This window comes from Kitasatospora sp. NPDC005748, from assembly GCF_040630735.1.
GTDB lineage: Bacteria > Actinomycetota > Actinomycetes > Streptomycetales > Streptomycetaceae > Kitasatospora.
Genome location: NZ_JBEXYD010000067.1, coordinates 1 through 26,375, shown reverse-complemented (window position 1 = coordinate 26,375; position 26,375 = coordinate 1). Strand labels below are relative to the sequence as shown.

Annotated in this window: 22 protein-coding genes; 4 read left to right on the top strand and 18 right to left on the bottom strand. The window is 76.9% G+C overall.

What is annotated here, in order from left to right; all coding sequences use genetic code 11:
- Window positions 1-88: 88 nt before the first annotated feature.
- The 15 genes from ABZ495_RS31465 to ABZ495_RS31395 form a co-directional block, all read right to left on the bottom strand.
- Window positions 89-2,203, bottom strand: a complete 2,115-nt coding sequence (locus ABZ495_RS31465; protein WP_359839259.1) for a hypothetical protein — start codon at window positions 2,201-2,203, stop codon at window positions 89-91.
- A 499-nt stretch (window positions 2,204-2,702) separates the two neighbouring features.
- Window positions 2,703-3,137 carry a VOC family protein gene (locus tag ABZ495_RS31460; protein WP_329490655.1) on the bottom strand — a complete coding sequence of 145 codons (435 nt, stop codon included), beginning with the start codon at window positions 3,135-3,137 and terminating at the stop codon, window positions 2,703-2,705.
- Window positions 3,138-3,299: 162 nt separating this feature from the next.
- Entirely contained in the window at window positions 3,300-7,181 is a 3,882-nt protein-coding gene (locus tag ABZ495_RS31455) for a BTAD domain-containing putative transcriptional regulator (RefSeq protein WP_359839257.1), read from the bottom strand.
- Complete coding sequence (locus ABZ495_RS31450; RefSeq protein ID WP_352294152.1) at window positions 7,181-7,675, bottom strand: hypothetical protein; 495 nt, start codon at window positions 7,673-7,675, stop codon at window positions 7,181-7,183. Before ABZ495_RS31450 ends, ABZ495_RS31455 begins: the two co-directional genes overlap by 1 nt.
- A 169-nt stretch (window positions 7,676-7,844) precedes the next feature.
- Window positions 7,845-8,291 carry a TadE/TadG family type IV pilus assembly protein gene (locus ABZ495_RS31445; protein ID WP_329490652.1) on the bottom strand — a complete coding sequence of 149 codons (447 nt, stop codon included), beginning with the start codon at window positions 8,289-8,291 and terminating at the stop codon, window positions 7,845-7,847.
- A gap of 56 nt (window positions 8,292-8,347) precedes the next feature.
- The gene (locus tag ABZ495_RS31440) at window positions 8,348-8,761 is read right to left on the bottom strand and encodes a TadE/TadG family type IV pilus assembly protein (RefSeq protein ID WP_359809923.1); all 414 of its coding nucleotides are present in this window, start codon (window positions 8,759-8,761) and stop codon (window positions 8,348-8,350) included.
- Window positions 8,758-9,042 (bottom strand): hypothetical protein, encoded by a 285-nt coding sequence (locus ABZ495_RS31435; protein WP_329490650.1) that lies wholly within the window; start codon window positions 9,040-9,042, stop codon window positions 8,758-8,760. Before ABZ495_RS31435 ends, ABZ495_RS31440 begins: the two co-directional genes overlap by 4 nt.
- Before the next feature lie 57 nt (window positions 9,043-9,099).
- On the bottom strand, window positions 9,100-9,978 hold the full coding sequence (locus ABZ495_RS31430; RefSeq protein ID WP_329490649.1) for a hypothetical protein: 879 nt from the start codon (window positions 9,976-9,978) through the stop codon (window positions 9,100-9,102).
- Entirely contained in the window at window positions 9,975-10,964 is a 990-nt protein-coding gene (locus tag ABZ495_RS31425; RefSeq protein ID WP_359809920.1) for a type II secretion system F family protein, read from the bottom strand. The genes ABZ495_RS31430 and ABZ495_RS31425 overlap by 4 nt, the downstream gene beginning before the upstream one ends.
- Window positions 10,961-12,571 carry an ATPase, T2SS/T4P/T4SS family gene (locus ABZ495_RS31420; protein WP_359809918.1) on the bottom strand — a complete coding sequence of 537 codons (1,611 nt, stop codon included), beginning with the start codon at window positions 12,569-12,571 and terminating at the stop codon, window positions 10,961-10,963. Before ABZ495_RS31420 ends, ABZ495_RS31425 begins: the two co-directional genes overlap by 4 nt.
- The gene (locus tag ABZ495_RS31415) at window positions 12,561-13,868 is read right to left on the bottom strand and encodes a hypothetical protein (protein WP_359809917.1); all 1,308 of its coding nucleotides are present in this window, start codon (window positions 13,866-13,868) and stop codon (window positions 12,561-12,563) included. Before ABZ495_RS31415 ends, ABZ495_RS31420 begins: the two co-directional genes overlap by 11 nt.
- Window position 13,869: 1 nt before the next feature.
- Window positions 13,870-14,601 (bottom strand): SAF domain-containing protein, encoded by a 732-nt coding sequence (locus ABZ495_RS31410; protein WP_359809915.1) that lies wholly within the window; start codon window positions 14,599-14,601, stop codon window positions 13,870-13,872.
- Window positions 14,602-14,747: 146 nt separating this feature from the next.
- Entirely contained in the window at window positions 14,748-15,611 is an 864-nt protein-coding gene (locus ABZ495_RS31405) for a hypothetical protein (protein WP_359809913.1), read from the bottom strand.
- 71 nt (window positions 15,612-15,682) lie between these two features.
- Window positions 15,683-16,162: a hypothetical protein gene (locus ABZ495_RS31400; protein ID WP_329490643.1), complete on the bottom strand. Its 480-nt coding sequence runs from the start codon at window positions 16,160-16,162 to the stop codon at window positions 15,683-15,685.
- A 282-nt stretch (window positions 16,163-16,444) separates the two neighbouring features.
- Window positions 16,445-17,296 carry a hypothetical protein gene (locus ABZ495_RS31395; protein ID WP_359809911.1) on the bottom strand — a complete coding sequence of 284 codons (852 nt, stop codon included), beginning with the start codon at window positions 17,294-17,296 and terminating at the stop codon, window positions 16,445-16,447.
- Window positions 17,297-17,555: 259 nt separating this feature from the next.
- On the opposite strand from ABZ495_RS31395, the gene ABZ495_RS31390 reads away from it, so the two are divergent.
- The 3 genes from ABZ495_RS31390 to ABZ495_RS31380 all read left to right on the top strand — a co-directional run bounded on the left by ABZ495_RS31390 (window position 17,556) and on the right by ABZ495_RS31380 (window position 20,078).
- Window positions 17,556-17,987 carry a pyridoxamine 5'-phosphate oxidase family protein gene (locus ABZ495_RS31390; protein ID WP_329490641.1) on the top strand — a complete coding sequence of 144 codons (432 nt, stop codon included), beginning with the start codon at window positions 17,556-17,558 and terminating at the stop codon, window positions 17,985-17,987.
- A 158-nt stretch (window positions 17,988-18,145) separates the two neighbouring features.
- A complete protein-coding gene (locus ABZ495_RS31385; protein ID WP_329490640.1) occupies window positions 18,146-18,598 on the top strand; it encodes a MaoC family dehydratase in 453 nt (150 codons plus the stop codon).
- A gap of 286 nt (window positions 18,599-18,884) precedes the next feature.
- On the top strand, window positions 18,885-20,078 hold the full coding sequence (locus ABZ495_RS31380; RefSeq protein WP_359809959.1) for an MBL fold metallo-hydrolase: 1,194 nt from the start codon (window positions 18,885-18,887) through the stop codon (window positions 20,076-20,078).
- A gap of 43 nt (window positions 20,079-20,121) precedes the next feature.
- Here ABZ495_RS31380 and ABZ495_RS31375 read toward each other — a convergent pair whose 3' ends face one another.
- From ABZ495_RS31375 to ABZ495_RS31365, 3 genes are all read right to left on the bottom strand, one after another.
- Window positions 20,122-21,072 (bottom strand): DUF389 domain-containing protein, encoded by a 951-nt coding sequence (locus ABZ495_RS31375; RefSeq protein WP_359839255.1) that lies wholly within the window; start codon window positions 21,070-21,072, stop codon window positions 20,122-20,124.
- A gap of 114 nt (window positions 21,073-21,186) precedes the next feature.
- Window positions 21,187-23,886, bottom strand: coding sequence for a DUF6493 family protein (locus ABZ495_RS31370; protein WP_359839253.1), 2,700 nt, complete (start codon window positions 23,884-23,886; stop codon window positions 21,187-21,189).
- Window positions 23,883-25,268, bottom strand: a complete 1,386-nt coding sequence (locus tag ABZ495_RS31365) for an SWIM zinc finger family protein (RefSeq protein ID WP_359839251.1) — start codon at window positions 25,266-25,268, stop codon at window positions 23,883-23,885. Before ABZ495_RS31365 ends, ABZ495_RS31370 begins: the two co-directional genes overlap by 4 nt.
- Window positions 25,269-25,415: 147 nt before the next feature.
- On the opposite strand from ABZ495_RS31365, the gene ABZ495_RS31360 reads away from it, so the two are divergent.
- A complete protein-coding gene (locus tag ABZ495_RS31360) occupies window positions 25,416-26,327 on the top strand; it encodes an acyl-CoA thioesterase II (RefSeq protein WP_359839249.1) in 912 nt (303 codons plus the stop codon).
- Window positions 26,328-26,375 lie beyond the last annotated feature (48 nt).

The window sequence follows — 26,375 nt, the reverse complement described above, 5'->3', positions numbered from 1 at the left end:
GGAGCCGGGTGCGGCGGAGCGGGCGGCCGGGTGGGCCGCCCGCTCCGCCGTGCCGGGGCATCGGTGCGGCGGTGCGCCGGGTGACGGCTCAGGCGGGGTCGGGGCGGGGGGCGGCGAGCTGGGCCAGGTGGCGTTCGGCGGCGCGCAGCTTGCGCCCGTCGGGGCCCGGGAGGTGGGCCCGCATCTCGATGATCTCGGGGGCGATCCGGATCGCCTCCGCGCGGTCCGCGATCGCCCGCCAGCAGGCCTCGGCGTTGGTGGCCGCCTGCTGGGTCTCCGGGTAGTCCGGACCCTGGGAGCGCAGCAGCGTCAGGGCCACCTCGCGGTAGATGTCCGCCGCCTCGACCGACTTCCCGGCCAGCCGGCAGACGTGCGCGCGGACCTGCCGCACCTGGAGCACGGGCGCGGAGACGGCGCCGTGCTCGGCGATCGCCTCCAGTTCCAGGGCGAAGGCGAGGTCGGTGGCGGCGGCGTGGTCCCCGGCGTCGGCGCTGCGGACGATGCGGCCGATCACCTCGCGGTAGTCGTCGCGGGGGCGGGGCGCCTCGGGGGCGGGGGCTTCGGGGGCGGGGGCGGGGGCGGGGGCGGGGGCCGGTTCGGGCTCGGGCGCAGCGGCGGGCTCCGGCTCGGGCGCGGCGGCGGGCTCCGGCTCGGGCGCGGCGTCCTTCGGCTGCGCCTCCGCGGGCCCGTCCACCGGCGGCACCTCGGCCGGCCCGCGGTCCGCGGGCACCGCGTCGGCGGGTGCAGCGTCAACGGGTGCCGCCTGCGCGGCCGCCTCGTCCGCCGGGCGCGCGTCTGTGGACGGCGCCTTGCCCAGGGTCACGCCCGACGTCACCGGCGGGCGCCAGGCATAGGCCTTCAGCAGGTCGACCGGCCGCGCCGGGAGCGGGGGTGTCGGCGGCACGCCGGGCTTCAGCAGGTTCACCGGTCCGTCGGACGGCGCCACCGCGGCAGGTCTCAGCGGCACGGGCGCGGGTGCCGAGCCGGGTGCGGGTGCCGAGCCGGGTGCCGGGAAGACCGGAGCGGCGGCCTTGTCGAGGGTCACGGCGGGCCGGGCGGCCGGGGCGGCGTCGCGCTGGACCGGCGGACGGGGCAGCAGCGCGGCGGGGCGCGGGCCCTCGTACGGGACGGCCTCCGGCAGCACGCCGTCCGTCCGCCGGGCGGTGTTGCGGAAGAACGGCCGGTTCGGCGCGTGGGTGGCGAGGATGACGACGTCCGGGCGCAGCACCGAGTACACCTGCTGGCGCAGCTGTTCGGGCGCGAGGACGGCCTCGGCACCCGGGCGTCCCCCGTGCAGGGCCTCGATCAGCGCGCGGGTGAAGGTGCCGATCTGCTCCGGGTCCGGGCTGACCACCGCCCAGAGCGGAAGGCCGTCGGCGAGCGGCGAGACGGTGCCCTGGAGGTAGGGCCAGGCGTTCTGATCGGCGCTCAGGTCGGCGATCACGAGTGTCTGCCAGTCGGCGGGCCGGTGACGCAGCTCGGCGGCGACGGACTGCCAGGCGATGCCGTCCTGGCGGATGCTCCCCGACTTCGAGTCCCGCAGGGTGAGGTGGAGTTGGCCGCCGCGCTTGTCGGCGAGCAGGTGGCCGCCGAGGTGGACGAGCAGCGGACCGGGGTGCCGGGCGGCGGCGCGCAGGTGGGCGAGCACGGTGTGCGGGTCGCTGGCGCCGGGGAGGTGGACAGCGTCCACCGCGTCGGCCGCGAGGAGCACCTGGGGCGAGACGGCGGCGAGCATCGCGGAGAGGACGGGCGCCTGGGCGGGTCCGCCGCGCCCCCAGGTCCGGCGGCCGGCGTTGCCGTAGCCGCCCTCGACCACCAGGATCCGCCCGCGCGGCGCGGACCCGAGACCGCCCGGTCCGGCGCCGAAGCCGTGCGCGGGGGCCGTGCCGTGCGCGGGAGTCGTGCCGTGCGCCGGGGTGCCGCCCGGGACGGTGAACGGCAGCGGGGTGGCGGTGGACGGTGCGGCGGGCGCCGCCGCGGCGGGCGGCGGGGCGACGACGGACATCCCGGTCATGGTCCAGCCGGTGGGCGGCGCCATCGGCGCGGCCGGGGCCGGGACGGGCGGCTCGTACAGGGCCGGAGCCGGGACGGACACCGGCGCGGCGGTCTGCACGGCGGCCGGGACGGCCGCGGGCGGCTCGTAGAGGGCCGCGGGACCGGGCGGGTGCTCCTCGTACGGATTGCGCGGCGGCCACGGCGGCACGGCATCCCCGGGGCCCTGGTCCGCACCGGGATCGGGGCCTCCTGGGACAGCTGTCGACTCCGCCATCTCTGGTCACCGCCCCGCCCCGCCGCTGAGCGGCGTCTGCTGCCCTTGCCCGTGGCGCCTGCGACCACGTCCGTCAGCGCCACCCTACGAGATCCCGGCACACCCGAGCCAGGCCGGGTGGGCGATCACCGCCCCGCCGCCGGGGCCCGCCGCGTCGCCGCTGCTCAGCCGCCGCGCCCGGGCGTCCGCCGGGCGGGCCCGCACGCACGTACGCGCCCGAACGGCCGTGGGCGGACGGCACGGTCGGCGCTCCGCCCGCCGCGCGGGCGGCCCTGCGCCCCGGGGCTTCTGACGGCCGGTGACCGGAGGACCACCGCTTCTGACGCGGACCGCCGCCGGTCGGCGGGTCTGCCCTTCCGACCCCGTGATCCGACCCCATCGTGCAACGGACCGCCCCGGTGACGGGGCGTCCGCCCCGGCGAAGCCGCGGGCCTCAGGCCGGGCCCGCGGCGACGCAGAACTCGTTGCCCTCCGGGTCGGCCATCACCACGTGGTGCCCGTCGAACTCCGCGAGGACGCTCCCGCCCGCCCGCACCAGCCGCCCGGCCTCCGCCCGGATCCGGGCCCACCGCTCCTCGGGGCTGCCGTGCCCCGGGACCCGGACGTCGACGTGGAGCCGGTTCTTCGCGGTCTTGGGCTCGGGGACCTTGAGCAGGGTGAGCCGGGGGCCGACCCCGTCGGGGTCGCAGAGCCAGGCCCCGTCATCCTCGGACTCGTCCTCCGGCAGGTCGAACTGCGCGAGCCACTCCGCCCTGGTCGCGAAGGGGGCGGGCGGCGGCTCGTCGACGTAGCCCAGCGCCGTCTTCCAGAAGGCGGCGAGGAGCTGAGCGTCCGCGCAATCGAGGGTCAGGTCGATTCTGGCTGCCATGACAGGACCGTACCGCCCGCCACCGACACCCGCAGGCGCACCGACCCGCGCCCGTCACCGGCCACCGGCCACCGGCCACCGGCCGTCACGGGACCGGGCGCCCCGGCAGCACTGCCGCCCCGAGCGGCACGGCTGTTCCGTGCCGCCGGGGCAGCAGCGGACTCAGGCCCCCGAGAGCAGGTCCCGCAGCAGGGCGACGGTGTCGGCGTCGAGGTCCCGGCCGGTGCGCCGGCTCAGTGCGTCCAGCCGGTTGACGGCGCGCAGGAGCTGGTCCCGGGCGCCGGCGGAGGCGTAGGCGTAGAAGAGGTCGCGGTGCAGGAGTTCGACGTCCGGGGCGACGGCGAGGCCGCGGAAGACGGCGGCCTCGGCACTGCGGTGGTCGCCGTACTGGAGGCGGCGGGCGGCGAGTTCGTGGGCGGTGTCGACGATCGCCGCGATCATGTCCTGCCGCTCGGCCTCGGCCCAGCCGTAGGCGGCGGGCGGGGCCTCCGCGAACGGCGCCCCCCGGACCAGGGCGAGCGCGTGGGCGAGCGCCGCGTCCGCGGTGGCACTGGTGCTGCGCATGCCGCGCCGGTACAGGCCGCGGAACTCGTCCCAGTCGCAGGTGACGGTCGGCGCGAAGGCGTAGCCGTCGGTGGTGTCGGTGGGCAGGAAGGCCCGGCCCTCCGCCGAGGAGCCGAACCAGGCCGCCAGATCGGCGAGTTTGCCCGGCAGCGGGCTCTTCGCGTCGGCGACGGTGGGGTGGGTGTCCAGGTGGGCCGCGCCCGGGTGGAGGTCGTGGTCGAGCGCGGCGTGGTCGGCGCCGGAGCGCAGCGCCAGGTAGGCGGCGAGCTCGGTGAGCCGGGGCAGGTTCGCGGGCTCGACCGTGCCGGCGGCGCCGGCCACGTCCACCGGGCCGAGCAGCCGGATCCGCGGGGCGGTGCGGACGGCGTGCGCCTCCGGGGAGCGGAGGATGGCGAGCAGGTCGTCGCTGTCGCTGCGCACCGGGGTAGTGCGCGCCACCGGGGCGGGCTCCGGCTCGACGTCGGGCTCCGGGGCCGGCTCCGCGGCGGGCTCCGGGGTCGGCTCCGGGGTCGGCTCCGGGCGGCCCGGGACCCTGGGGGCGCCGCCGCTGGGCGCCGGCGCGGGTTCGTGCGTCGGGACCGGCTCCGGCACCGGCGCGGGCTCCGCGGCCGGCTCCGGTCCGGGAGCCGCCGGCGGCACCGGCTGGACCGGGACTACCACCTCGACGGCCCGGGTCTCGGCCGCGGCCGGCAGCCGGAGGTTCTGGGTGGTGTCGTCGGCGTCCCCCTCGGGGGCCTCGCCCTCCTCGGCGACCGCCGGGGTGGGCGGCAGCGCGGGCGGCGCCGCCGACAACGCGGCCGGGCTGCTCGCCTGCCGGCCGAGGCCGTTGACGAGGAAGCGGGAGCCCGGTCCACCGGCGGCGGGCGCGGCCGGGTCGGTGCCGGCGAACGGGCTGGCACCGGTGCCGATCACCCGGGCGAGCAGCCGCGGACCGGCCGCTTCGGTGCCGTCGGACCGGTCGGCGGAAGCGCTGTCGAAGCCGCCCCCGAGCGACCCGCCGAGGGCACCGTCACCGAACGGTGCCGAGGCCCCGACCGCCGCCAGTACCGGTACGGGCGCCGGGAGTTCGGCCGGTTCGAGGTCGATGCCGGGGCCGTCGAGCGTCCAGGCGGGGGCGGGGTGCTGGGTGGTGTCGTCGGCGGCCCGGAGCAGCTCGGAGACCTGCTCGTACTGCCCGTCGCTGAGGCGCTGGAGTTCCACCGTGACGTGCAGGCCGGGAATGGTGGCCTGGCCGGTGGCGGGCAGCGTCCAGCGGGCGACCGGGCCGGTGCCGCGCTCGGGCGCGCGGGTGACCACGGCGACGCAGGTCCGCGGCCGGGCGTCGAGCAGGCGGCCGAGCTCGGCCGGGACGTCGCCGCCGGGCTGCTGGGCGCAGAGCACGATCTCCGGGACCCACGACTCGTCGGCCAGGCCGCGGCTGCGGGCGTCCCGCGGGCTGGCGGCCTCGGCGGCGACCAGCGTGGCGCGGGCTTTGGCGGTGCGCGGGCCGAGCGCGCCGAGCGCCGCCTCCAGCGTGGCGTGCCGGTGGATCCGCTCGGCGGCCGGCCCGCTGATCGGCAACTCCTCGGCGAGGTCGACCAGGTGCAGGTGGAGACGGTCGGCGAGCGGGCTGTGGGCCAGCTCGATGGCCAGGGTGCGCAGCACGTCCCGGGCGTCGTCCGGGTGGCCGGAGAGGTGGAGCAGCCGGACGGTCTCCAGGTCGGCGAGGACGACCGAGCCGTCCGGCGCGCCGCCGAGGGTGACCAGGGCCGGGTAGGGCGAGGCGGTCTTGCGCGCCTGGGAGGGCGAGAGGAGTTCGCCGGAGTCGTCCGCGCACCACCAGACGTTGGGGGCGTGGGCGGCCCGGAACGGCGCGATCGGGGCGGCCGGCCCGGAGAGGTGCAGTTCGACCGTGTGGCCGGGGGTGATCCGGGCGGCGACGATGGCGGGCAGGCGCTTGCCGCCGCGCACGGTGTTGCGCGCCATGGTGCGCAGGGCGCGGTCGAGCAGGTCCAGGCCGCGGTCGTCCTGGCGGACCTTCAGTTCGGCCTCGAACGCGGCGGCGGGGGCGGCCGGGAGCGCGATGCGGTGGCGCGGCCGGCGGGCGCGCAGCTGCGTGCCGCGCTTGTGGGCGACGGTGCCGACCATCATCGCGGCGAGCAGCACGCCGACGGTGGAGGCGGTGAGGGCGACGGTGTAGTCGTCGCCCTGGGCCTGTTCGGCGTGCGCGGCCGGGGCCTGGGCGTCGGCGGGCACCGGCGCCGGGGTGGAGGGCGCCGGGGTGGCCGGGGTCTGTGGGGCCGGAGCCTGCGAGGCGGGCGCCGGCGGGGCCGGGGCGGGCGCCTGGTCGGCCGGGGCTGGAGCCGGGGTCGGCGCCGGTGCCGGCGCGGGAGCCGGGGCCGGCGCCGGGGCCGGGGCCGGCGCCGGGGCCGGAGCACCGGGCAGGGTCAGCACCATCCCCGGCACGACCACGTCCGGATCGGTCAGCCGTTCGCCGTCCGGCGCCTGGGCGCCCTGGTTGGCCTCGAACAGCTTCGGCCAGGCCTCGGCGTCCCCCAACTCCCTCTCGGCGATGGCCGACAGGCTGTCACCGGCCGCCACCGTGACGGTGCCGCGGCCGCTCCCGGCGCTCCCGTCCGTGCCCGTCTGCGGCACGCTCGGCGCCGGCGGCACGGGCGCGGGCGCCGGGGCGGGCGCCTTGGCCTCGTCGGCCTTGGCGTCGCCGGGCATCAGCAGCTCCCAACCGGGCTGGATGGGCCGCTCGGCGTCGAAGCGCAGACCCGAATCCCCCATCGCCCGGCCGTCGTTGAGCTTGGCGATCTCCACCCACCGCTCCCCCGAGCCCAGCTGGCGCTCGGCGATGGACCAGAGGCTGTCGGCCGGCCGGCTGTCCCGGACGGTGTAGGTGGGCTGCTGGTCGGCGGCGGGGGCGAGCGCGGGCGCGGCCTGGGCCGCGGGCAGCGCGGCCCGCTGCACACCGGCCGCCGGCTGGATCTGCGCGACGGCCGGCGCCCGGTCGGGCACCGCGGCGAAGGCCGAACCGGCCACCGGCAGCAGCGCGATCACCGAGCCGACCAGGCCGGCCGCCATCCGCTGGCTCCAGCCGAAGGCCGGGATCCGCCGGGCGATCCGCCCGCGCAGCTGGGCCGGGACCTCCAGCAGGACGGAGAGCGCGAAGCAGGCCCAGCCCAGCCAGCCGACCACGACGAGCAGCCAGAGGAAGAGCCGCCCGTCGTCGGGACTGGTCAGCAGCTGTCCGACGCCGTCCGGCGCGACCTCGCCCATCGCGGCGACCGCCCCGGTGCCGTACACCAGCAGCGCGGGTACGCCGACCAGCAGGACGAGCAGGGTGACCAGCGCGGCGAGGGCGCCGAGCAGCGCGCCGCCCCGCCCTCGGCGCGGTGGCAGCGGTGCCGGCCGGTGGCGGGCTCCCGCCGCGGCGGGCACGCCCCGGGCCGGGCGTCCGGCGCGGGCTTGGTCCTTGGCACGTGGCGCGACCATCAGTCGGTCTCCGCTTTCTCGACTCCGTGGACGAGGGTGGCACTGCCCTTGCCCGTGACCTTCTGTTTGCCGAGCTCGCCCAACAGGGCCGGCCTGTAGTCGGCCTGCACCGTGACGGTCACGGACGAACCGTCGTCCGAGAACGCCACGTCGTGGACGGCGAGGTGGTACAGGGCGAGGTAGCTGTTGGCGGCGTCCTTGACGTAGTCCTGCTTGACCTTGTACCCCTCGCCCCGGAGCACGGCGGCCTCGTCGAGCTGCTGGCCGCCCACCCGGGCGGCCTCCTGGGCGTAGCCGTCGGTGCGCTCGGCGACGCGCAGCCGGCCGCCGGCGTCCACGACGAGCGCGATGACCAGGACCAGGAACGCCGCACAGATCGCCACGAAGATCGCGATCGCGCCGCGGTCCGACCGGTCCCGGCCGCGCCGGCCTCCGGTCCGCCGTCGGACGGCCTGGCCGCCCCACCGTTCCCCCCCGGGTCTGCGCACCGTCACGCCCCCTCCCGCACCTTCGTCTCCCTGGCGGTCCCACCGGGGACCGCTCCGCCTCGTCCTGCCGTCCCCCGGGAGCTCTCCGCTTGCGTCTCCCCCGCGCGGGCCGTCCCCAATCCCCGCCCGGAGCCCTCGTCGGCACCGGCCGTCCGCCCCACCGCCATCGGCCGGCTCACCCGGCCCGGTAGTGGTCGACCACCGAGACGAACCGGCCCACCAGCCGTTTCGTCCCGGGCATGCCCGGCCCGGCCAGGAGGTCGCTCAGACCCACGTCGCACCGGACCGTCACCTCGACCGTCGCCAGCGTCACCCCGTGGCTGGTCAGCTCGCCGTGCTTGACCGCGGTGTCGCTGTCCCGGCAGCTGACGCCCTGCTGCCGCAGGGTCTCGGCGGCGGTCTTCCGGACCAGTTCGTCCATTCCGTCCACGCTGCGCGCCAGCGAGGCCGTCCGGGCCGCCGAGCGGGCGGCCGCCTCCACCGTGCCGGCCGCGGTCTGCACCCGCCCGGCGGCGATGGCGACCAGCACCAGCGCGACGACGCCGGGGGCGACGATCGCGGCCTCGATCGCCACCCCGCCGCGGTCCCGCCCGCGCGCCGACCGGGCCGGGCGCAGGCTCACGAGCCCGCGCCCCCACCGGACGGGCCACGGGGGTCGGGCCGGGCGCGGGGCCCGCCTCACGGCGCGGCCGCCGGCGGGACGAAGCGCTCGCGCGGCGCCTCGGCGTGCTGCGTGATGGTCGGCGGGGTGATGCCGGGGATCAGGACCGGTGGCGTGAGCTCCACCGTGACCCGGATCAGCTCCGGCGTACTCCCGTCGGTCCGCACCCGGTAGCCGGGGCCGTCCTGCCGTCGCAGGAAGTCCTCGGCCTGCCGCCTGGCCGCGGTGTCCTTCACCTCGTCGCTCCGGTTCCCCTGTACGCGGCCGGCGTCCACGCCCTCCCGGGCGGCGGTGAGCGCGAGTTGGCGGTTGTACCACCAGATCGAGCCCTGGACGACGAGCAGCACGAGCAGCAGGACGACCGGGAAGACGATGGCCAGGCTCAGGCTTATCGCTCCGCGGTCGCGACGGCGACGGGGTCGGTGCCTCACGGGGTGGCCGCACCGCCCCCGCCGGGCAGGTTCGGGTCCTGCTCGACCTTCTTCACGACCTTGTCCTTCAACGCGTACAGCGCCACCGCGACCGCTCCGGCGACGAACACCAGCGCGATGATGGCGAGCGCGAGTTCGATGCTGATCGCGCCGCGGTCGCCGCGCGCCCGGGCGGCCTTCAGCCGGCCGACCCGGAACTGGAAGAGCAGCAGGGCGAACTGCACGGGCAGCAGGGTGGGCCGGATCAGTCGGCCTGCCAGGGATTTGAGCTGGTCGGACATCGGAGGACTCCCGGGGGTTGGGTGTGGTGACAGGCGCTCACCGGCACCAGCACGGTGTCAGGCGAGCATCTGGTGGAGCGCGGGGAAGACGATCAGGGCGGTCATCAGCAGGGTCAGCGCCGCCCCGGGCGCGACCATCCGTTCGCTGTCGGCGTTGGCCCGCGCGAGGTCCTCGGCGAGCAACTCGCCCCGCAGGCCCTTGGCCCGGGCACGCAGGGTGTCGTACACGGCGGCGCCGTCGGTACCGGAGAGCCGCATGATGTCGGCGACGTCCTGCAACGGCGTCAGCCCGAGTTCGGCGGCGAGCGCGTCCAGTCCCGCCCAGGGCGGCAGCCGGTCGGTCGCGGCGCGGTCCAGGGCGTCCCGGATCCGGCGGAAGACGGGGCCGCGGCCGACCGCGGCGGCCCGGCGCAGCGCCTCGGCGGGCCCGAGGTCGGCGGCCCGCTCCAGCGCGACCAGCTCCAGGTAGGCGGCGATGCCGTGCAGGTACTCCGTCCGCGCCTCCTTGGCCTCGCCGCGCACGATGGCGTCCGGGACGAACCAGAGCAGCCCGCCGAGCAACGGCCCGACCAGCAGCGGCAGCGCGAACGGCAGGCCCATGTCCAGCAGCACCGCCATCGCCGACAGGTAGGCCGGCAGCACGAGGCCGATCACGGCGAACAGCAGCTTGTGCGCCATGAACCGGGCCGGGGCCCGGCCGATCAGCGACAGCTCGCGCTGCGGGACGCGCACCCCGCGCAGCCCGATCGAGCGCTCGCCGATCCGGTCGAACCAGCGCGGCCGCTCGTCCGGGTCCGGCGCCCGGTCGGCGGGCGTGCGGTGCAGCCGGTCCAGGGCCTGGCTCAGGTCGGGCGGCGCGGGCCGGAGTTCGGAGATCAGCAGGGCGACGCCGCCGGCCGCGACCGCGCCGGCCAGCACGGACCAGGGGGAGATCACCGGACCTCCCCGAGGAGTCGCCGGTCGTCCCCGGTCTCCTGCGGCTCGCCTTCGGCCGACGCCTCGGCGGCGCGCCGCCGGCCCCCGCCGCGGCCGCGCCGTTCGGGCTCCAGCAGACGCGGCACCGGCGGGTGCGCGGCGAGCGCGCGCATCCAGGCGATGATCGCCACGAAGAGCGCGGCGACCACCGCGAGCACGATCTGGCCCAGCGCGGTGCTGTAGGGCCGGGTGTAGTCGGTGTTGAACGAGCCGATCACGACGACCAGCACGATGATCCCGACCAGCCAGCGGATGGTGGTGCGGTGCTTGGCCCGGTCGGCCTCGATCGTGCGGCGCTGACGGACCTCCTCGCGGACCGACTCGGCCATGTCCGAGAGCGCCCGGGCCAGGCCGGGGCCGCTGTCCCCGGCGCGCAGCAGCAGGGCGGCGAGCACCTTGTCGGCGGTGGCGTCCGCGAGGCTGTCGGCGAAGGCGCGCAGCGCCTCCTCCGGCCGCCAGCGGGCCTGCAGCCGGGCGGCCAGCTCGCCGACCTCCTGCTCCAGGGCGGCGGGCGCGGTGCGGCGGCTGGTGACGATGGCCTGGTTGAGGCCGACGCCGAGCAGCAGCACGTCGGCGATGCGCTGGGTCCACTCGGAGAGCGCCTCCAGCCGTTCGATGCGGTGGGTGTCCGAGCGGGTGGTGTCGAAGAGCCAGGGCAGGCCGAACACGGCCAGCGGCACCAGCAGCGCGGTGAGCGGGATGCCGGTGAAGAGCCAGCCCAGCGGCGCGGCGACGAGCGCGACCGGCAACTGGATCCGGCGCAGCCGCGCCGTCCGGGCGGAGGCGGTGCCGGGCGCGCCGTACCAGAGGACGTGGCCCCGGGAGGCCAGCGGGCTCCGGCCGTCCTCGTCCGGGTCGCCGGTCTCCTCGCTGCCGAGCGCCCAGAACACCAGGGTCACCAGGCCGGCCGTGACCAGCAGGCCGCAGAGGACGAAGAGCAGGGTCATCGCGCCCCACCGCCGATCCGCAGTTGCAGCGGCTGGCCCCAGCTCCCGTAACGGGAGCCGAGCAGCGCGGCGTCGAAACCGGCCCGGCGCAGATCGTCCAGGCAGTTCGGCGGGGTATGCGGGACGGCGCGGGGCTCACCGAGCTCGGGACGCGGGCCGAACACGGTGTTCAGCGCGGGCCGGCCGCTCTCGCCGAGGCCGGCCACCTCCAGGACGTGCGAGACGAAGCGGTGGCGGCGGCCGCCGACGGCCGTCTCGTCGACCATCGCGACGTGCACGATGAGGTCCACCGCGTTGGCGGTGAGCCGGTAGGCGAGCGTGTCGGTCATGTGCGAGCCGTACTCCAGGCAGAGTTCGGCGATGCGGTCGACGACCATGTGCGGGCCGCGGGCGTGCAGGGTGCACATCGAGCCGCCCTCGCCGTTGGTCATGACGCGCAGCATCGGGACGACCTCGCCGGAGCGGACCTCGCCGACGATGATCCGGGAGAGCGTCATCCGCAGCGCGGCGGGGATGAGGTCGCCGATGCTCAACTCGCCCGCCAGCCGGCCCTCGACGCGCTCGCCGTTGCCCTCCCGGGCCTCCATCGGGACGACCTGGCGCAGATGGCCGAGGGTGTGCAGCCAGAGCTCGAACTCCGACTCCAGGGTGCCGATCCGCTCGTCCGGCGGGATCTCGGCGGCCATCGCGCGCAGCAGGCTGGTCTTGCCGACGCCCTGGGTGCCGGTGATCATCACGTTCTTCCGGGCCCGGATCGCCGCGGCCAGGAAGGCGGCCAGGGTGGTGTCCAGGGTGCCGAGTTGGACCATCTCGGACAGCGTCGCCGAGGCCACCCGGTGGCGGCGGATCGCCACGTACGGGCGCGGGGTCACCTCGGTGAGCGCCTGGAGGCGCATCCCGCCCTCCAGCCGGAGCGCGAGGGTCGGGCTGGAGGTGGAGAGGCTGCGCTCGCCGCCGCCGTGCTGGCGGGCGAGGTCCTGGAGCAGTTCGATCAGCTCGGCGTCGCTGTCGGCCACCGGCGGCACCTGGCGCAGGGGTTGGTGGACCCGGGAGACCCAGACGTCGTCGCAGCCGTTGATCAGGATGTTCTCGATGTCCGGGTCGTCGAGGTAGGGCTGGAGCCGCCCGGCCCGGAACAGCAGGTCGAAGACGGCTTCGGCGAGCGAGCGGTCCTGCTCGCGGGTCGGCGGGATGCCGTGGGTCTGCGCGTAGGCGTCGGACCAGCGGGCGACCGCCTCCTCGATCAGGGCCCGCCCGCGCTGGCGGCGGGTGGCGCGGTCCGGTTCGACGCCGGAGGTCGCGGTCAACCGGGCGATCTGCTGGTGCAGTTCGGCCGCCACCTGGCGCTTCAGCTCGCGCGCCACCTGCGGGTCGACGGCCGGCCGGGTGCCGGCGCCGCGCAGGTCGAGCGCGGGCAGCGGGGCGGGCACGGCGGTCGGGGTCGCACCGGCCTGGTACCCGTCCGGGTACGGCGCGGCGGCCGGCCCGACCGGGCCGGGGGGGACGTGGCCGGGCCGGGGCGCCGACGGGGGCTCCGGCTGGGGAGCCGTCCAGGGCAGTGCGGCCGGGTCGGCCGCCGGACGCTGGTGCAGGGGGCTACCGCGCACGGAGCACCTCCCCGTAGCTGACGTGGGACTGCGGACCGGCGGACGGGTGCCGCGGCCCCTGGGCCAACAGCGTCTGGGGCTGCGGTGGTTGAGGCTGCGACTGCGGTTGAGGCTGCGGCTGCGGCGACGACTGGGGCCCGTACGAGGCCTGCCCGTACGGCTGCTGCCCGTACGGCTCGGCCGCGCCGAACTGCGGCTGCCCGTAGGGCGCCTGGCCGTACTGCTCCGCCCCGCCGTACGGCTGCTGGCCGTACTGCTCAGCCCCGCCGTGGGCCCCCGGGGCGTCGGACCGCGGCGACGGCCCCTGCTGCGGCGGCTGGACGTGCGCCGGAAACGGCGCGGGCGCGGCCGGCTGCGGCGCCAGCCCGGCGAGCGGGGCCACCGGACCGGTGGTGATGACCGGAGCCTGCGGCACCGGCCCGTACGGCTGGGGCGCCGACGGGTACCCGGGGGCCGCGCCCTCCCCGTCCGGCACGGGCGCCGGACCGACCTGGGCGGGCGCCGCCGAGGGCGCCAGCCGCTGCCTGCGGCGGCGCACCAGTCGCTGCACTTCGTCGGCCGCCGACCGGGCGGTCCGCATCAGCTCCGAGCGGATGAACCGCCGGTCGGTGATGTCCCCGCCGTCCGAGAGCACCCGCGCGGTGCGGGCCGCGTACGGCAGCAGTCCGAGCACCGGAAGGCCGTACTCGCGCGAGACCTCCGCGCCGGAGTAGGGGCCCTCGGTGACCAGCAGCAGCCCGAGCGCGTCGGCCCCGGTGCCGGCGGCCGTGAGGTCCTCGGCGAGCGCGGACAGCCGCGGCCGGGCCGCGCTCAGCCCGCGCAGGGTGGTCCGCACGGTCACCGCGACCACGTCCGCCCGGCGGGCCAGCACGGCGCTGGTCCCGGTGGCGCCGGAGCGCCCGAGGTCCAGGATGACGTCGTAGCCCTGCGGTTCCAGCCCGTGCAGCACCTCCATCAGCGGCTCCCAGGTGTAGGCGAGCCCGGGTGCCTGGGTCGGATCGGTCAGGCCGGGCAGCAGCAGCCGTTCGGCGTTGCCCTCGGGCGAGAGGTCGATCAGCTGCTCCCAGAGCGTCTGGGCGAGCAGGCCGCGCCGGTCCGCGACCGCCAGGTTGCGCAGCCCGTAGACCGCCTCGACCCGGCCCTCCAGGGCGCCGGCCAGCACGGCTCCGCCGTCCGGGTCGCACTCCACCAGGACGATCCGGCGCCCCGGCGGAAGCGGCCAGGCCAGCAGCAGCGCCAGGGCCGTCGTGGTCGCGCCCGGAGCTCCCGGGCCGCCCACCACCGCGATCACCGCCATCTCAGCCCCCACCCGCCCCGGAGGGCGTCGCGGAGCCGGACGGCGCGGCGGAGGCCGTCGGCGCGCCCGTGCCCGAAGGCGCCCCCGAGGGCGCCCCGGACGGCGCGGCCGCGCCGCGCGGCGCCAGCACCACCTGGATCCGCCCGCTGGCGACCCAGGAGGCCAGCCGGGGCGCGTCGGCCGCCGCCACCGCCACGTCCACCACCTGGCTGCCGTCGGTGTCCACCCGGCCGACCGTGACGACGAGCGCGGACAGCGAGTCCGGCCGGCCGCTGTCGGGCGTGTAGACGACGACGACCGACACGCCGGGGGTCAGCCGGGCCGCCGGCAGCTGGGTGCGCTTGGCCGACACGCCGACCAGCAGCTGGCCCGGCTGGACGGTCAGGGGCTGCGCGAGGTCCGCCGTCAGCAGCAGCGCGCCGCGCCTGAGGTCGGTGCTGGCCCGCATCCCGACCGCCTTGCCGCGTTCCGCGGCCGCCAGCGGTTTCAGCGCCGGATCGGTCGCGATCCGCGCGACCACCAGGTCCGCGTCGGTCACCACCTGTCCGAACGGCACGTCACGGGCCAGTGCCAGGACGGCGACCCGCTGGCCGGTGCTGTTGTAGAGCACCGCGCCGCCCAGCCCGCCGGCGGCTATCAGCGCCACCGCCATCGCCAGCACGGCCGGCCGCCGGCGTCGTGCCCGCAGGGTCCGCCCGGGGGCGTGCGGCGCCCCGCGCCCCTGCTCCGGCACCGCCACGGACACCGCCGCGGCCCCGGCCGCACTGGCCCCGGGCGTCGCAAATGTACGGTTCTCCACCGGGTTCCGGCCTTCCCACGTCGTTCGGACATTGCTGCGTGCGCGCCGGTGCGGCGGGGGTCGCCCCCGCCGCACCCGCGTCAGTTGAGGACCTGCACCTCGCCCACCCGCAGCTCCAGCGGAGCGAAGGTGAGCGGGACCTTGATCGGATCGACCTTCTGGGTGCTGCCGGTGACGGTCACCACGCCGACCCAGTTGGCCTGGATGCTCCCGACGAAGGTGCCGCGCGGCTTGCCGCCCGAGCCGGTGGTGAACTCGTGGCCGCAGGTGGGCGACTTGGCGGCGCCGTACTTGGCCTCGTAGGGCGTGCCGGCCGCGGCGCCCGGCTTGTCACAGGTCTCCTTCCGGCCGTCCCCGAGGTCCCAGACCACCGAGTCCAGCCGCGGCGTGACGGTGACCGTGATCCCGCCGCCGCTCACCGACTTCGCCGCCGGCGCCTTGGCGTTCTCCAGCCAGAGCCAGACCGGCACCCCGACCACGGCCGTGTCCTTGGGCGCCACACCCGGCTCGGGGAACGGCAGGACGATGGTGTCCATGATCCTGCGCGCCTCCGCCACCGGATTGAGCGGCGGCGGCCCGGCGGGCGCCTGGGCGAAGAACTTGGGCGCGGGCGCGCCGATGCCGCCGTCGGTGAAGCGGCAGGTCACCGCGTAGACCGTGCCCTCGGAGGGCTGGTGCCCCTCCCAGGCCTCGGAGCCGGCCGGCGGCTGCGGGGAGACCTCGCGGTAGTAGCAGCCGGTCGAGCCGCTGAACCAGCCCAGCTCCGGGTCGTGGCAGGGCCAGTCCTGGCCGTTCCAGCGGCAGATCTGCGGGCCGCCGGTGCTCCCGCCGCCCGTCCCGCCGCCCCCCGGGGAGGGCGTGCCGCCGGGGATGGTGCCGCCCTCGCAGATGACGTTGACGGCGCAGTGCGTGACGTCCCCGCCGATCGGTGGTTCGTCCGCCATCGCAGGCGCGGCCGGGGATAACAGCAATCCCGCGACCAACAGCGTGCGGATCACGAATCGCCGTACCGGTTTCAGCATGTTCGGTCCACCTCCCGCTTGAACTCGTAGATCAGCCAGCGCGTCTGGAACTGTCGCAGGGAAACGGTCGCGATGTACCGGGTGAGCCGCCGCGGTGGATCCTTTACCGCGCGGGTGGTCGCATCGGCCTGGTGCCAGTCGGTCACATCGAGGCAGTCCTCGATGACGGCGGCCTGCGGGTCCGCCTTCAGATCGACGCTCTTCACCACGGGTGAATTCCGCGGGGCGCCGATCATCACCAGTTTGGCGTCATGGAGCTGACGGAGATTGACGAGGGCGTCGGCCAGTGCCTTCCCGGACGAGTACGTCTCCAACTGGGAGCCGTCCGAATCGGCCCGGGCGAAGTCCGCCGCCTGGGTCTGCCACCAGTCCTGATAGGTGCTCAGCGCCAGTCGCCCCGCCGCGCCTTCGGGCCCTTCGGTCGGCGCGATCCCGACGTTTGCCGAACCACCCGAAGGAGTTACCGGGTTCACTCCCGCAACACTGGGCGCAGCCGTCCCGAGACGATCGACGGAACCGGCGCCACCACCGCTCCCACAGGCGGTCAGAAGCATCGCCAAAACCAGCCCAGCGACCCCAACCGCCCCAGGGCGCAATACATTTCCGCGCCGCCGCATCGCCCCACCTCGTCGCGACCGACCCCGTCCGTGGCCTGTGGTCGCCAGAAGAATTCCGCTGCCCCGCCGGTGTTGCCGCGAGAGCATCGATTCTTCGCCAAGCCACCCCTTCACGGCAACACCCCGGGCCACCTGACCTTACGTGGAAGGTGGATCCGTCGGGGCACTTTCACGCCACAGGACGGCCAACAGTTCTTCGGAAAGCGACAATCCGGCCAATGCGCCCCGCACCGCGGCCCGATTGCGCATCAGGAGGCGCCCGCCCGGCGGCGGTACGAGCAGGCGCGCGCCCGGCGCACCGGCCGGATCACGGCCGTCGAGCAGACCGGCGACGGCCGGCTGGAGGTCGAGCGGGGCGACGGCGGCCGGTGCTCCGGGGAGCCCCTGCCGGAGCACCCCGGTCAGGGCCCGGCTGAACGACCCCTCGCCGCCCGGCAGTACGGCGTCCCGCCCGCGTCTGCCGGGGGTGTAGCGGCCGATCCGGCCCCAGAGCGGGACCCGCGAGTAGCTGAGCAGCTCGCCGACGCCGTCCTCGCCGCCACCGCGTTCGAGGGCCGACCAGGTGTCCCGGTCCACGACGGCGTCGACCAGCAGCAGCGCCTCCTCCTGGTCGCCGTGGACCATCGCGCTGACCACCCAGTCCCAGGCGAGCCCGCGCCGGTACGCGTTGTCGGCGGTGCTGCCGCCGGTGACCAGGGCCAGCCGCCGGCCGCGCGGATCCGCCACCAACTGGCCGACCAGGCAGACCAGCAGCCACCGGCCCGGCCGCGCGGCCGCCTCCCGCACCGTCGTGAGCATGGTGTTGGCGTCCGCGCCCGGCTCCACCACGGCCACCCGGCAGCCCGCCGATCCGGCGTCGAAGCACATCCCGGGCAGCACGTCGGCGAGCAGCCGGGCGCCGTCCGCCGCGAGCGCCGAACCGCCGAAGCCGCGGTCCGGCCCGCCGTCCGCCCCGATCACCACAAGGTCGACCCCACTGACCACCCGCACCGCCCCCTCCTCGCCGGCCCCGGGAACCCGGGACCGCCCGCCGCGCCCGTGTACCGCCGCGGCCCCTGTCCTGCCCTGTCCTGCGTGCGCCGCCGGGCCCGCCCGGCCCCGGTCGCCGGGTGCCGCCCGTGCCGGCGGCACGTTCCACCCGCCGCCGGACAAGCTACCGCCCCGGGCCGCGGCGACGGGGCTCCCGGCCCGGCCGCTCCGGGACCATGGGCCCTATCGGCCGCACACCGGCGGGGGCACGATCGGACCCATGGACCGTGACGACCGGGTGGAGACCCTGTGCGAGGCCGAGTGCCTTCGGCTGCTCAGCACCGTGCCCGTCGGACGCGTGGTGTACACCGAGCACGCGCTGCCGGCCGTGCTGCCGGTCTCCTTCGACGTCACGCCGGACGGGCGGCTGCTGCTGGCGGTGCGCCGGAGCAGCACCACCGCGCGCGGGCTGGACGGCACCGTCGTCGCCTTCCAGGCCGACCGGCTGGACGCGGTCACCCGGACCGGCTGGAGCGTCCTGGTGCATGGCCGGGCGGACGTGGTGCGCGACCCGGAGCTGGTCCGCCGGGCACTGCGCAGCGGGCTGCGTCCCTGGGTCGGCGATCCCGACCCGATGTTCGTCGCACTGGTGCCGGAGCTCGTGGGCGGCCGCCGACTGCTGCCCGCCGGCCGCACGGTGCAGCGGTCCTAGGGGTGTGCTCGTCCGACCGGCCCGAAGCTCGCCGGACCGGTGACCGGCCCGCCGTGGACGGCGGAGCGCCCGCCGTGGACGGCCCCCTGACAGGTGACCGGCGAGTAGGCATACTCTCCCGGAGTTCCCCCACCTCCGCCTGCCACCAGGAGCGCACCGTGACGACCTTCGCCTCCCTCGCCGACCTGACCGCCGCCGTCGGCACCGAACTCGGCACCAGCCGGTGGCACACCGTCGAGCAGGAGCGGATCGACCTGTTCGCCCAGGCCACCGGCGACCACCAGTGGATCCACGTCGACCCGGAGCGGGCGAAGGAGAGCCGGTTCGGCTCGACCATCGCGCACGGGTACCTCACGCTCTCGATGATCCCGGTGCTGGCCAAGGAGTGCTACAGCGTGGAGGGCGTCCGGATGGCGCTGAACTACGGCTCCGAGAAGGTGCGCTTCCCGGCTCCGGTGCCGGTCGGCACCGCGCTGCGGGCCACCGCCGAGCTGGTCTCCGCGACCGAGGTGCCCGGCGGCGTCCAGGCGGTCGTCCGGTTCACCATCACCAGCGCGGAGAGCGAGAAGCCGCACTGCGTCGCCGAGACGATCACCCGCTTCTACGCCTGAGCCCGGGGGCCGGGCCGGGCCTCCCGCGCGTGCCGTTCGGCCCGGCGTACGCCGAACGGCACGCGTGGGGCCGTCCACCGGGTCCGGACCGCCCGCTGCGAGTAACCTCCGACGAGATGGTCGTCGTACCGCTTCGGTCTCACCGCCGTGGGTACGCGCCCCGGCATGCCCGGTAGCCGCAGCCGCCCTTGGAGGTGCCGTGCCCCGCCCCGTCCCGTGGTTCTCCCGCGTCGCCGCTCTGGCCTCGCAGTTCTCCGTCCCCTCAGCGACCACGACGGCCCCGGGCCTGGCCGGACTCCCCCGCGCGGCCTGGCAGCGGGTCCGGACGGACGCCTTCGGGGCCGACCCGCGGGGCGAGCGGCTGGCCCGGATCCACCGCTCCCCGCAGTTCGCGGACGGCGCGTTCCGCAACCCGCTGCCGACCCGCCGACTGGTGTACGAGCGCAGCCCGCTGGAGATCACCCGCGCCCAGCTCACCGCCGACAAGACCCGCCGGGTGCCGACCGCCGCCGTGCCGCTGCACCGGCTGCTCCCGGTCGACCTGGCCCGGCCCCCCGCGTCCGGACTGCGGCTCAGCTGGCTCGGCCACGCCACCGTGCTGGCCGAGATCGGCGGCCGCCGGGTGCTCTTCGACCCGGTCTGGGGCGAGCGCTGCTCACCGTTCGGCTGGACCGGTCCCAAGCGGCTGCACCCCGTCCCGCTGCCGCTCGCCGAACTCGGCCCGGTGGACGTCGTGGTGGTCTCCCACGACCACTACGACCACCTGGAGATGGCCGCCGTCCGCGCGCTGTCCGCCACCGGCGCGGTCTTCGCCGTCCCGCTCGGGGTCGGCGCGCACCTGGAGCACTGGGGCGTGCCGGCCGACCGGATCGTCGAGCTGGACTGGTGGGAGTCGGCCGAGGTGGCGGGCCTGACGCTGACCGCCACCCCGGCCCGGCACTACTGCAGCCGCGGCCCGCGCACCAGCGCGCTGTTCCTCTGGGCGTCCTGGGTGGTGTCCGGCGGCGGGCACCGACTCTTCCACAGCGGTGACACCGGCTACTTCCCCGGGTTCGCCGAGATCGGCCGCCGGTTCGGGCCCTTCGACGCGACGATGATGCAGGTCGGCGCGTACAGCGACTTCTGGCCCGAGGTGCACATGACGCCCGAGGAGGGCGTCCGGGCCCATCTCGACCTCGGCGGCGAGCTGCTGCTGCCGATCCACTGGTGCACCTTCAACCTGGCGCCGCACCCCTGGGAGGAGCCCGCCGAACGGGTGGTCGCCGCCGCCCAGGCGCTCGGTGCCCGGCTGGCGGTGCCGCGCCCCGGCAAACCCTTCGAGCCGGCGGACCCGCCCGCCCCGCGGCTCTGGTGGCGGGCGGTCGCGGCGCTGCCCCGCGACGACCGCGAACTGCTCGTCCCGGACGGCCTGGCCGGGGCGGCGGGCCACCCCCCGGTCCGCCCCCAGGGCGCCGCGGAGGACGACGGCGTTCCCGTCTGAGCCGCGGCGTGCCGTCAGCCCGCCGCGCCGTCAGCTGCCGCCGTCAGCTCGCCGCCTCCTCCTGCTTCGCCCGGCGGCGGATCACCCGCCAGGCACCCTGCTGCACCAGCAGCGTCAGCACCCCCGCCACCACGATGCCCAGCATGTTCACCAGCAGCTGCCAGCTGGAGCCCCAGAACTGGTTCAGGTCGCCGTAGCCGAGCGCGACCGCCGCGTTGGCGGCCGCCGGTACGGTGGTCACCGAGATCGCCACGCCGACCAGCATCCCGGCCTTCGCCGAGGTCAGCGAGAGCAGACCGGCGACCCCCGCGAGCAGGGCGACCACGAAGGAGGTCGCGTCCGGCTGCCAGATGAACGAGGTGTTCGGCCGCGCTCCGTCGAAAGCCGCCTGGCTGAACAACCCGAGGGCGTCCATCAGCAGGGAGAACAGGACGGTCAGCGCCATCGCGACCGCGAAGCCGGCCACCAGCGCGTTCAGCGACCGCAGGGCGGGCCGGGCCCGCCGCTGGACCAGCGCGACGCAGAACCCGGCCAGCGGCCCGAACTCCGGCCCGACGGCCATCGCGCCGACCACCAGGATCGCGCTGTCCAGCACGGCCCCGCACGCGGCCAGCATGGTCGCGACGGTGAGGAAGGCCAGGTAGACGGCGGTGAGGGTGGACTCCTCGTGGGTGATCTCGGAGACCGCCTCCCAGACCAGCGCGTCCGCCCCCTCTCCCGGCGCGAGCCGCTCGGCCTCGTCGGCGGCGGCCGAGAGGGTCAGCGCGACCTCCTCGGCGCTGATCGCCCCGCGCTCGGAGAGCCCGGTCTCCCGCAGCGCCCCAAGCACCTCGTCCGCCGACTCGCGCGCCACGTCGCAGAGCACCACGTCCCCGGCGGGCCGGACGGCGGCATCCGGCAGGACCACCACATGGGTCACGCCGACGAAGCCGTCCAGGCTGTCGAGGACGGCCTTCCGCAGGTCGTGGGGGACGATCAGGCGCAGGTGCAGCACGGGGGCTCCGGGCAGTGGTCTCGGCGAGGAACGGACCGGCTCACCCTAGGGCCTGCCGCCCGGGCCCCGGCCGCCCGGGGCGGGCGGCCGGGGCTCCACGGGTCACCCGGGGCGTCACCCCGCCAGGATGTCGCGCAGGGCGCGGGCCTCCTTCACCAGGCGGGCGGTACCGGGCCGGGCCGCCGCCTCCGTCACCTCGGGGATCGGGCCCCGGGCCGAGCTGCGCCGGGCGCAGTCGGCGGCCAGCGCGACCAGCTCACCGGTGCCCCGGCCCGCGGCGCCCGCCAGCACGGCCGGCAGCGCGGGCGCCAGGACCGACCAGACCGTGCCGTACGCGCCGGTGTCGGCGGCCGCGGTCAGCGCCTGGGCCAGCCGGTTGGGCTTCACCGTGCCCTCGGTGACCAGCTCCCCCAGCTCACGGCCGAGCAGCCCGCCGTCGAGGCACCCGCGGGCGGCGAGGACGAGCAGGGCGTCCACCGCGGCCGTGCGGTCCTCGGGGAAGCGGGCGCCCAGCCCGTACGCCAGCGCCAGGTGGAGCGCGAGACCGGCCGGTCCGCCGGCCTCGGCGAGGACGGGCAGCAGCCCGGCGGCGCCGCGCTGCTCCCGGTCGGCGCCGCCGGCGAACCCGTCGAGCCAGCGGGCGGCCAGCTCCTCCCGGTGGTGCGGCAGGACGGCGGCCCAGTGCGCGGTCGGCTGCCAGAGCCACTCGTCCTGGGCCGACGCCCGCACCACGCTGGGCTCGGTGGCCGCCAGCAGCGCCCGGAACTCGGCGCCCAGCCGCTCGCCGGCCGGGCCCCGCGGGCCCGCCCCGACGCCGGGCTGGGCGACGCAGATCCGCTTGACGCCCTCCCACCGGTGCTCCCGCCGACGCTCCCAGAAGAACGACCGGGCGCCGGCGTCCCGGGCGGGCGGCGCGAACCGCACCCGTTCGGAGGACTGGCCCGGCAGACCGCCCTCGCGCAGCCAGCGGGCCGCCCAGCGCCCGGCCGGCGAGGTCAGCCGGTCGGCGGCGGCCAGCACGGCCTCGTCCGCGGTCACGGTGAGCCGCAGCAGCGCCGCGTGCAGATCGGCCTCCCCCGGCTCGACCCCGGCCTCCTGGTAGCGGCCCAGCCGGTCGACCAGGGCCTGCGCCGACAGCGCACCGGTGGTGTCGGTCGGGGTGGCGAGCAGCAACGGCGGCCGGTCGGCCATGACCCGCTCGGCCGCCTCGGTCAGCCGGACGGCGAACACGTTGCCGTACACCGTGTTGTGCCCGCCGCGCAGCGGCACCGAGTTCTTGTCCCGGAAGACGGCCCCGCGCAGGCGCGGGTCGGCCGCACCGGCGATCACGGCCGCGACGTACAGCACGTCCTCCGGCCCGCAGTCGTGCCAGCGGCCGAACCCGGTCCACGGGTGCACCCGCAGCACCGGCGCCAGCGCCTCGGCGAGCGCCGCGCGGTCCAGGTGCGCGTGCCGGACGAGACCGTCCAGGGTGCGCTCGAAGTCCGCGACCTCGGGCTGCGCGGCGGCCAGCAGCACGGACAGCTCCTCGGCGACCTCGGCGGCCGTCGCGATCGGCTCGCCCAGCGGCCTCGGCACCGGAGCGGGCGGGAGCAGCTCGCTCCAGCCGGTGTCCGGGTCGTCGCCGCCGACCGGCGCGCCCAACAGCTCGCCCGCGCGGGCGTGGTGGGCCGGGTTCAGCCCCTCGGCGGCGAGGCGCAGGTCGGGCAGCACCGCCTCGCCCGCCGCCCGGAGGTGGCGGGCGACCACGGCGAGGGCCCGCTCCTGGAGGGCGGAGTCGGGGTGGCCGAAGGCCTCGGCGGCCGCCAGCACCACCGGGCCGGCGCGCTCGGGCGAGCGCTTCGCGGCCTTGTCCAGCCAGCCCAGTTGGGCGCGCACCAGCTTCTTCTCGGTCCGGAACAGCACCACCGCCGAGGCCTCCGCCAGCACCTCGGGCTCGACCAGCCCGGCGGCGTCCAGCTCGGACAGCACCTGCTGGGCGTGGCCGGCGATCACCGAGAGCGTGTCCAGCAGGGCGACCAGACTCCGGACCTGCTTCGCGTACTCGTCCGGGCTCGGCGCGAGCGCCGCCAGGACGCCCAGGAAGGCCCGCTGGTCACCCGGCTTGCCGCCGCGCACCAGGCGGGCCAGGCAGCGGTCGATCAGCTCGGCGCGGTCCACCCGGCCCTCGGCCGCGAGCGCGGTGAGGGCGGCGGGCCAGGAGTCCCCGGGCCGCTCGGTGCGCCGGTGCTCGAACCGCCAGCCGACGTCGGCGAGCTCGAACACCCGGGGCGCCAGCAGCGGGGTGAAGGCGTCCTCGCGGAGGTACTCCAGCAGCGTCCGGCTGCGGTCCCGGCGGCCGTCGCCGGCCCCGACCCGGTCGAGCCACTCGCCGGTGAAGGCCTCGGTGGCCGGCACCGGGCAGCCGGTCCGCCGGACGGTCCGCTCGATCAGCGGGTAGAGGTCCCAGCTCCAGCCCGAGCCGCGGCGGGCCGCCAGCCGGTTGACCACCTCGATCTGCCACTCGACCGGCTGGGCCTCGACGACCGCGCCGAGCGCCGGGTGGCGGGCGCAGGAGCGGCCGGCGAAGTCCCGCCCGCCGATCCAGGCGGCGGCGCCGGCCGGCCCGGCGTGGCAGCCGGCGCCGGCCACCAGCACCGCCCCGGCCCGCGCGGTCGCCGCGTTCGACCACTCGCCGCGGAGCTCCTTGCGCAGCTCCTTGAGGGCCGGCAGACAGGCCCGCCGCTCGGCCGGGCCGAGCGCCGCGACCAGCGCCGGCACCTGCGGGGTCCGCCCTTCGCGAACCGCCCGCAGCAACTCCTCGACGCCGCTCACGCGCCCGCCTCCCGCCCGCTCGCGACCCGCTCCCGCACCACGGCGACCGCCAGCGCGTGCTTGCACGGACCGCGCCCGCCCCGGTACTTGGCCCACCAGAGGCAGGTGCAGCTCACCCGGCCCGCCTCGTCCGTGCGCACCCGCTGGTGGTGGTCGTCCACGGTGACCTCGGCGAGCGCGCCGCCCGGCTCCAGCCGTACCGCGCCCGCCGCGACCAGCGCGTGCGCGGCCCGCAGCCGCGGGTTCCGCGCCACGGCCCGGCCGGCGTCGTACGGCAGCTGGCGGTGGAAGTAGGCGGCCTCGGCGGTGTCGTAGCCGATCTGCCCGGCGGTGCCGAGCCTGGTGAGGGCGGCCCGGACCCGGGCCGGAGTGAGCCCGGACTGCTCGGCGAGTTCGGCGACGTCGATCCGCGGCTCCCAGGCCAGCAGCACCGCGACCAGCTCGGCGTCCTGCTCGGCGGCGCCGGTGGCCAGCGCGCCGAGCACGCCGCCCTCCCCGGAGAAGCCGCGTGAGGCGTCCGGCGAGAGGGTGAGGGTGAGGCGCATGCCGGGCAGCACCACCTCCCAGGCGGAGGCCGCCGGGGCGTCGCCCGCGACCGGGCCGTACACCCGCAGGGCCAGCGCGTGCCGCAGCACCCGCTGGAGCGCCACCAGCCGCTCCGGGCCGGGCAGGCAGACCGCGCCGGGGACGGGCCGGGTGGTCGGGCGCAGCGTCCGGCCGGCCGGGACGACCCAGCCGGCGGCGGACCGGGCCCGCCCGCCGCCGCGCGGCAGCGAGCGCAGGAAGCGGACCGCCTCGGCGGCGGGCAGCTCGGCGCGCAGGTCGAAGGCGGCGGCCGTCACCTGGGTCTCGGCGAAGCCGCGCACCCAGCGCTCGGGCAGCGGGACCTTCTTCTCGACGACCGGTCCCTCGAAGGTGGTGACCTCCAGTGCGTCGGGCCCCACCGCGAGGTGCAGCGGCTCGGCCGGACCGATCCGGGTGAGCGCCTCCCGCAGCGGGTTGTTGACGTCGACGTTGGTGGTGCCGTGGCCGATGTCGTCGCCGTCGAGCCCGGCCCGGAGCACGTCGAGACGGGCGTAGACGCCGCAGCAGCCGGAGAAGGACTCGAAGCGCAGCCGGTCGCCGTTGGCGGTGACCACCGGGTCGAGCGAGGCGCGCAGCAGCGGCTGGTAGTAGCGGGCGGCGGCCACGTCGGCGACCGCGAGCAGCGCGGCGGCGGCCGGGGCCGGGTCGGCCAGGAAGCCCGCGAAGAAGCGCGGGTTGGCGACCGCGCCGAGCGGCGTGGTGCCGCCGGAGGTCTCCAGGGCGAGGCGTGGGCCCTCGGCCCCGTCGAGAACGGCGGACGGGCGCAGGTAGGCGTACGCGTGTGCGGCTTGCGTCATGCGGAGCACGCTAGGAGGGGCGACTGACAATCCGTCGGAGAGCGCCCGGGCCGAGGCCAGTACTGGAACAGGTTCTATCAGGCTGCCTCCGGTCCCCGGGTTACCCCGGTCACACCGCCGGACGGCGGCTTCTGCCACTATGTCCCCGTGACCGACCTGACCGAGAAGGAGAGACCGGCCGCCGACACCGCCGGCTCGTTCGCCGAGCTGCTGCGGATCGAGCGGCTGGACGAGAACACGTTCCGGGGGTGCTGCCACGCCGGCGCCCCGATGCGCGCCTTCGGCGGCCAGGTCGCCGCGCAGGCGCTGACCGCCGCCGGGCACACCATCGGCGACGACCGGGACGTGCACTCGCTGCACAGCTACTTCCTGCTCCCCGGGGACCCCTCCCGGCCGATCCGCTACGAGGTCGACCGGGTCCGCCAGGGGATGTCCTACGCCACCCGCCGGGTGACCGCCGTCCAGGGCGGCGAAGCGATCTTCACGCTCTCCGCCTCCTTCAAGCGGCCCGAGCCCGCCGCCGACCGCCACCGGGAGATGCCGGCGCTGCCCGGCCCGGAGGAGCTGCCGGACGCGCTGGCGGGCTGGGACGCCGAGGCCCGCGCCGCGCTGACCCGCACGGGCGGCTTCGGCTCGCTGGACCTGCGGTTCGTCCCGCCGGACGCACCCGGCGTGCCGCCGGCCGTCCCGGGCATGCCGCAGCAGTTCGTCTGGCTGCGCACCGCCTCCCCGCTCCCCGCCGGAGACCGGCTGCTGCACGTCTGCGCGCTGACCTACCTCTCGGACCTCACGCTGGCCTCGACGGCCGGGCTGCACGTCCAGCCGAACTTCTTCCAGCGCACCGAGCCGCCCCGGCTGATCATGGCCTCGCTGGACCACGCGATGTGGTTCCACCGCCCGTTCCGGGCCGACGAGTGGCTGCTGTTCGCCCAGCGCAGCCCCTCCTCCTCGGACGGCCGGGGGCTGTCGCTCGGCGAGTTCTACGACCGGGACGGCCGGCTGGTCGCCTCCGCCGTCCAGGAGGCCCTGATCCGCGACCGGGCACCCCGGGCGCACTGACCCCGGTCGCCCCGCGTTCGTCCGCCGTCCACCGGTGGACGGCGGACG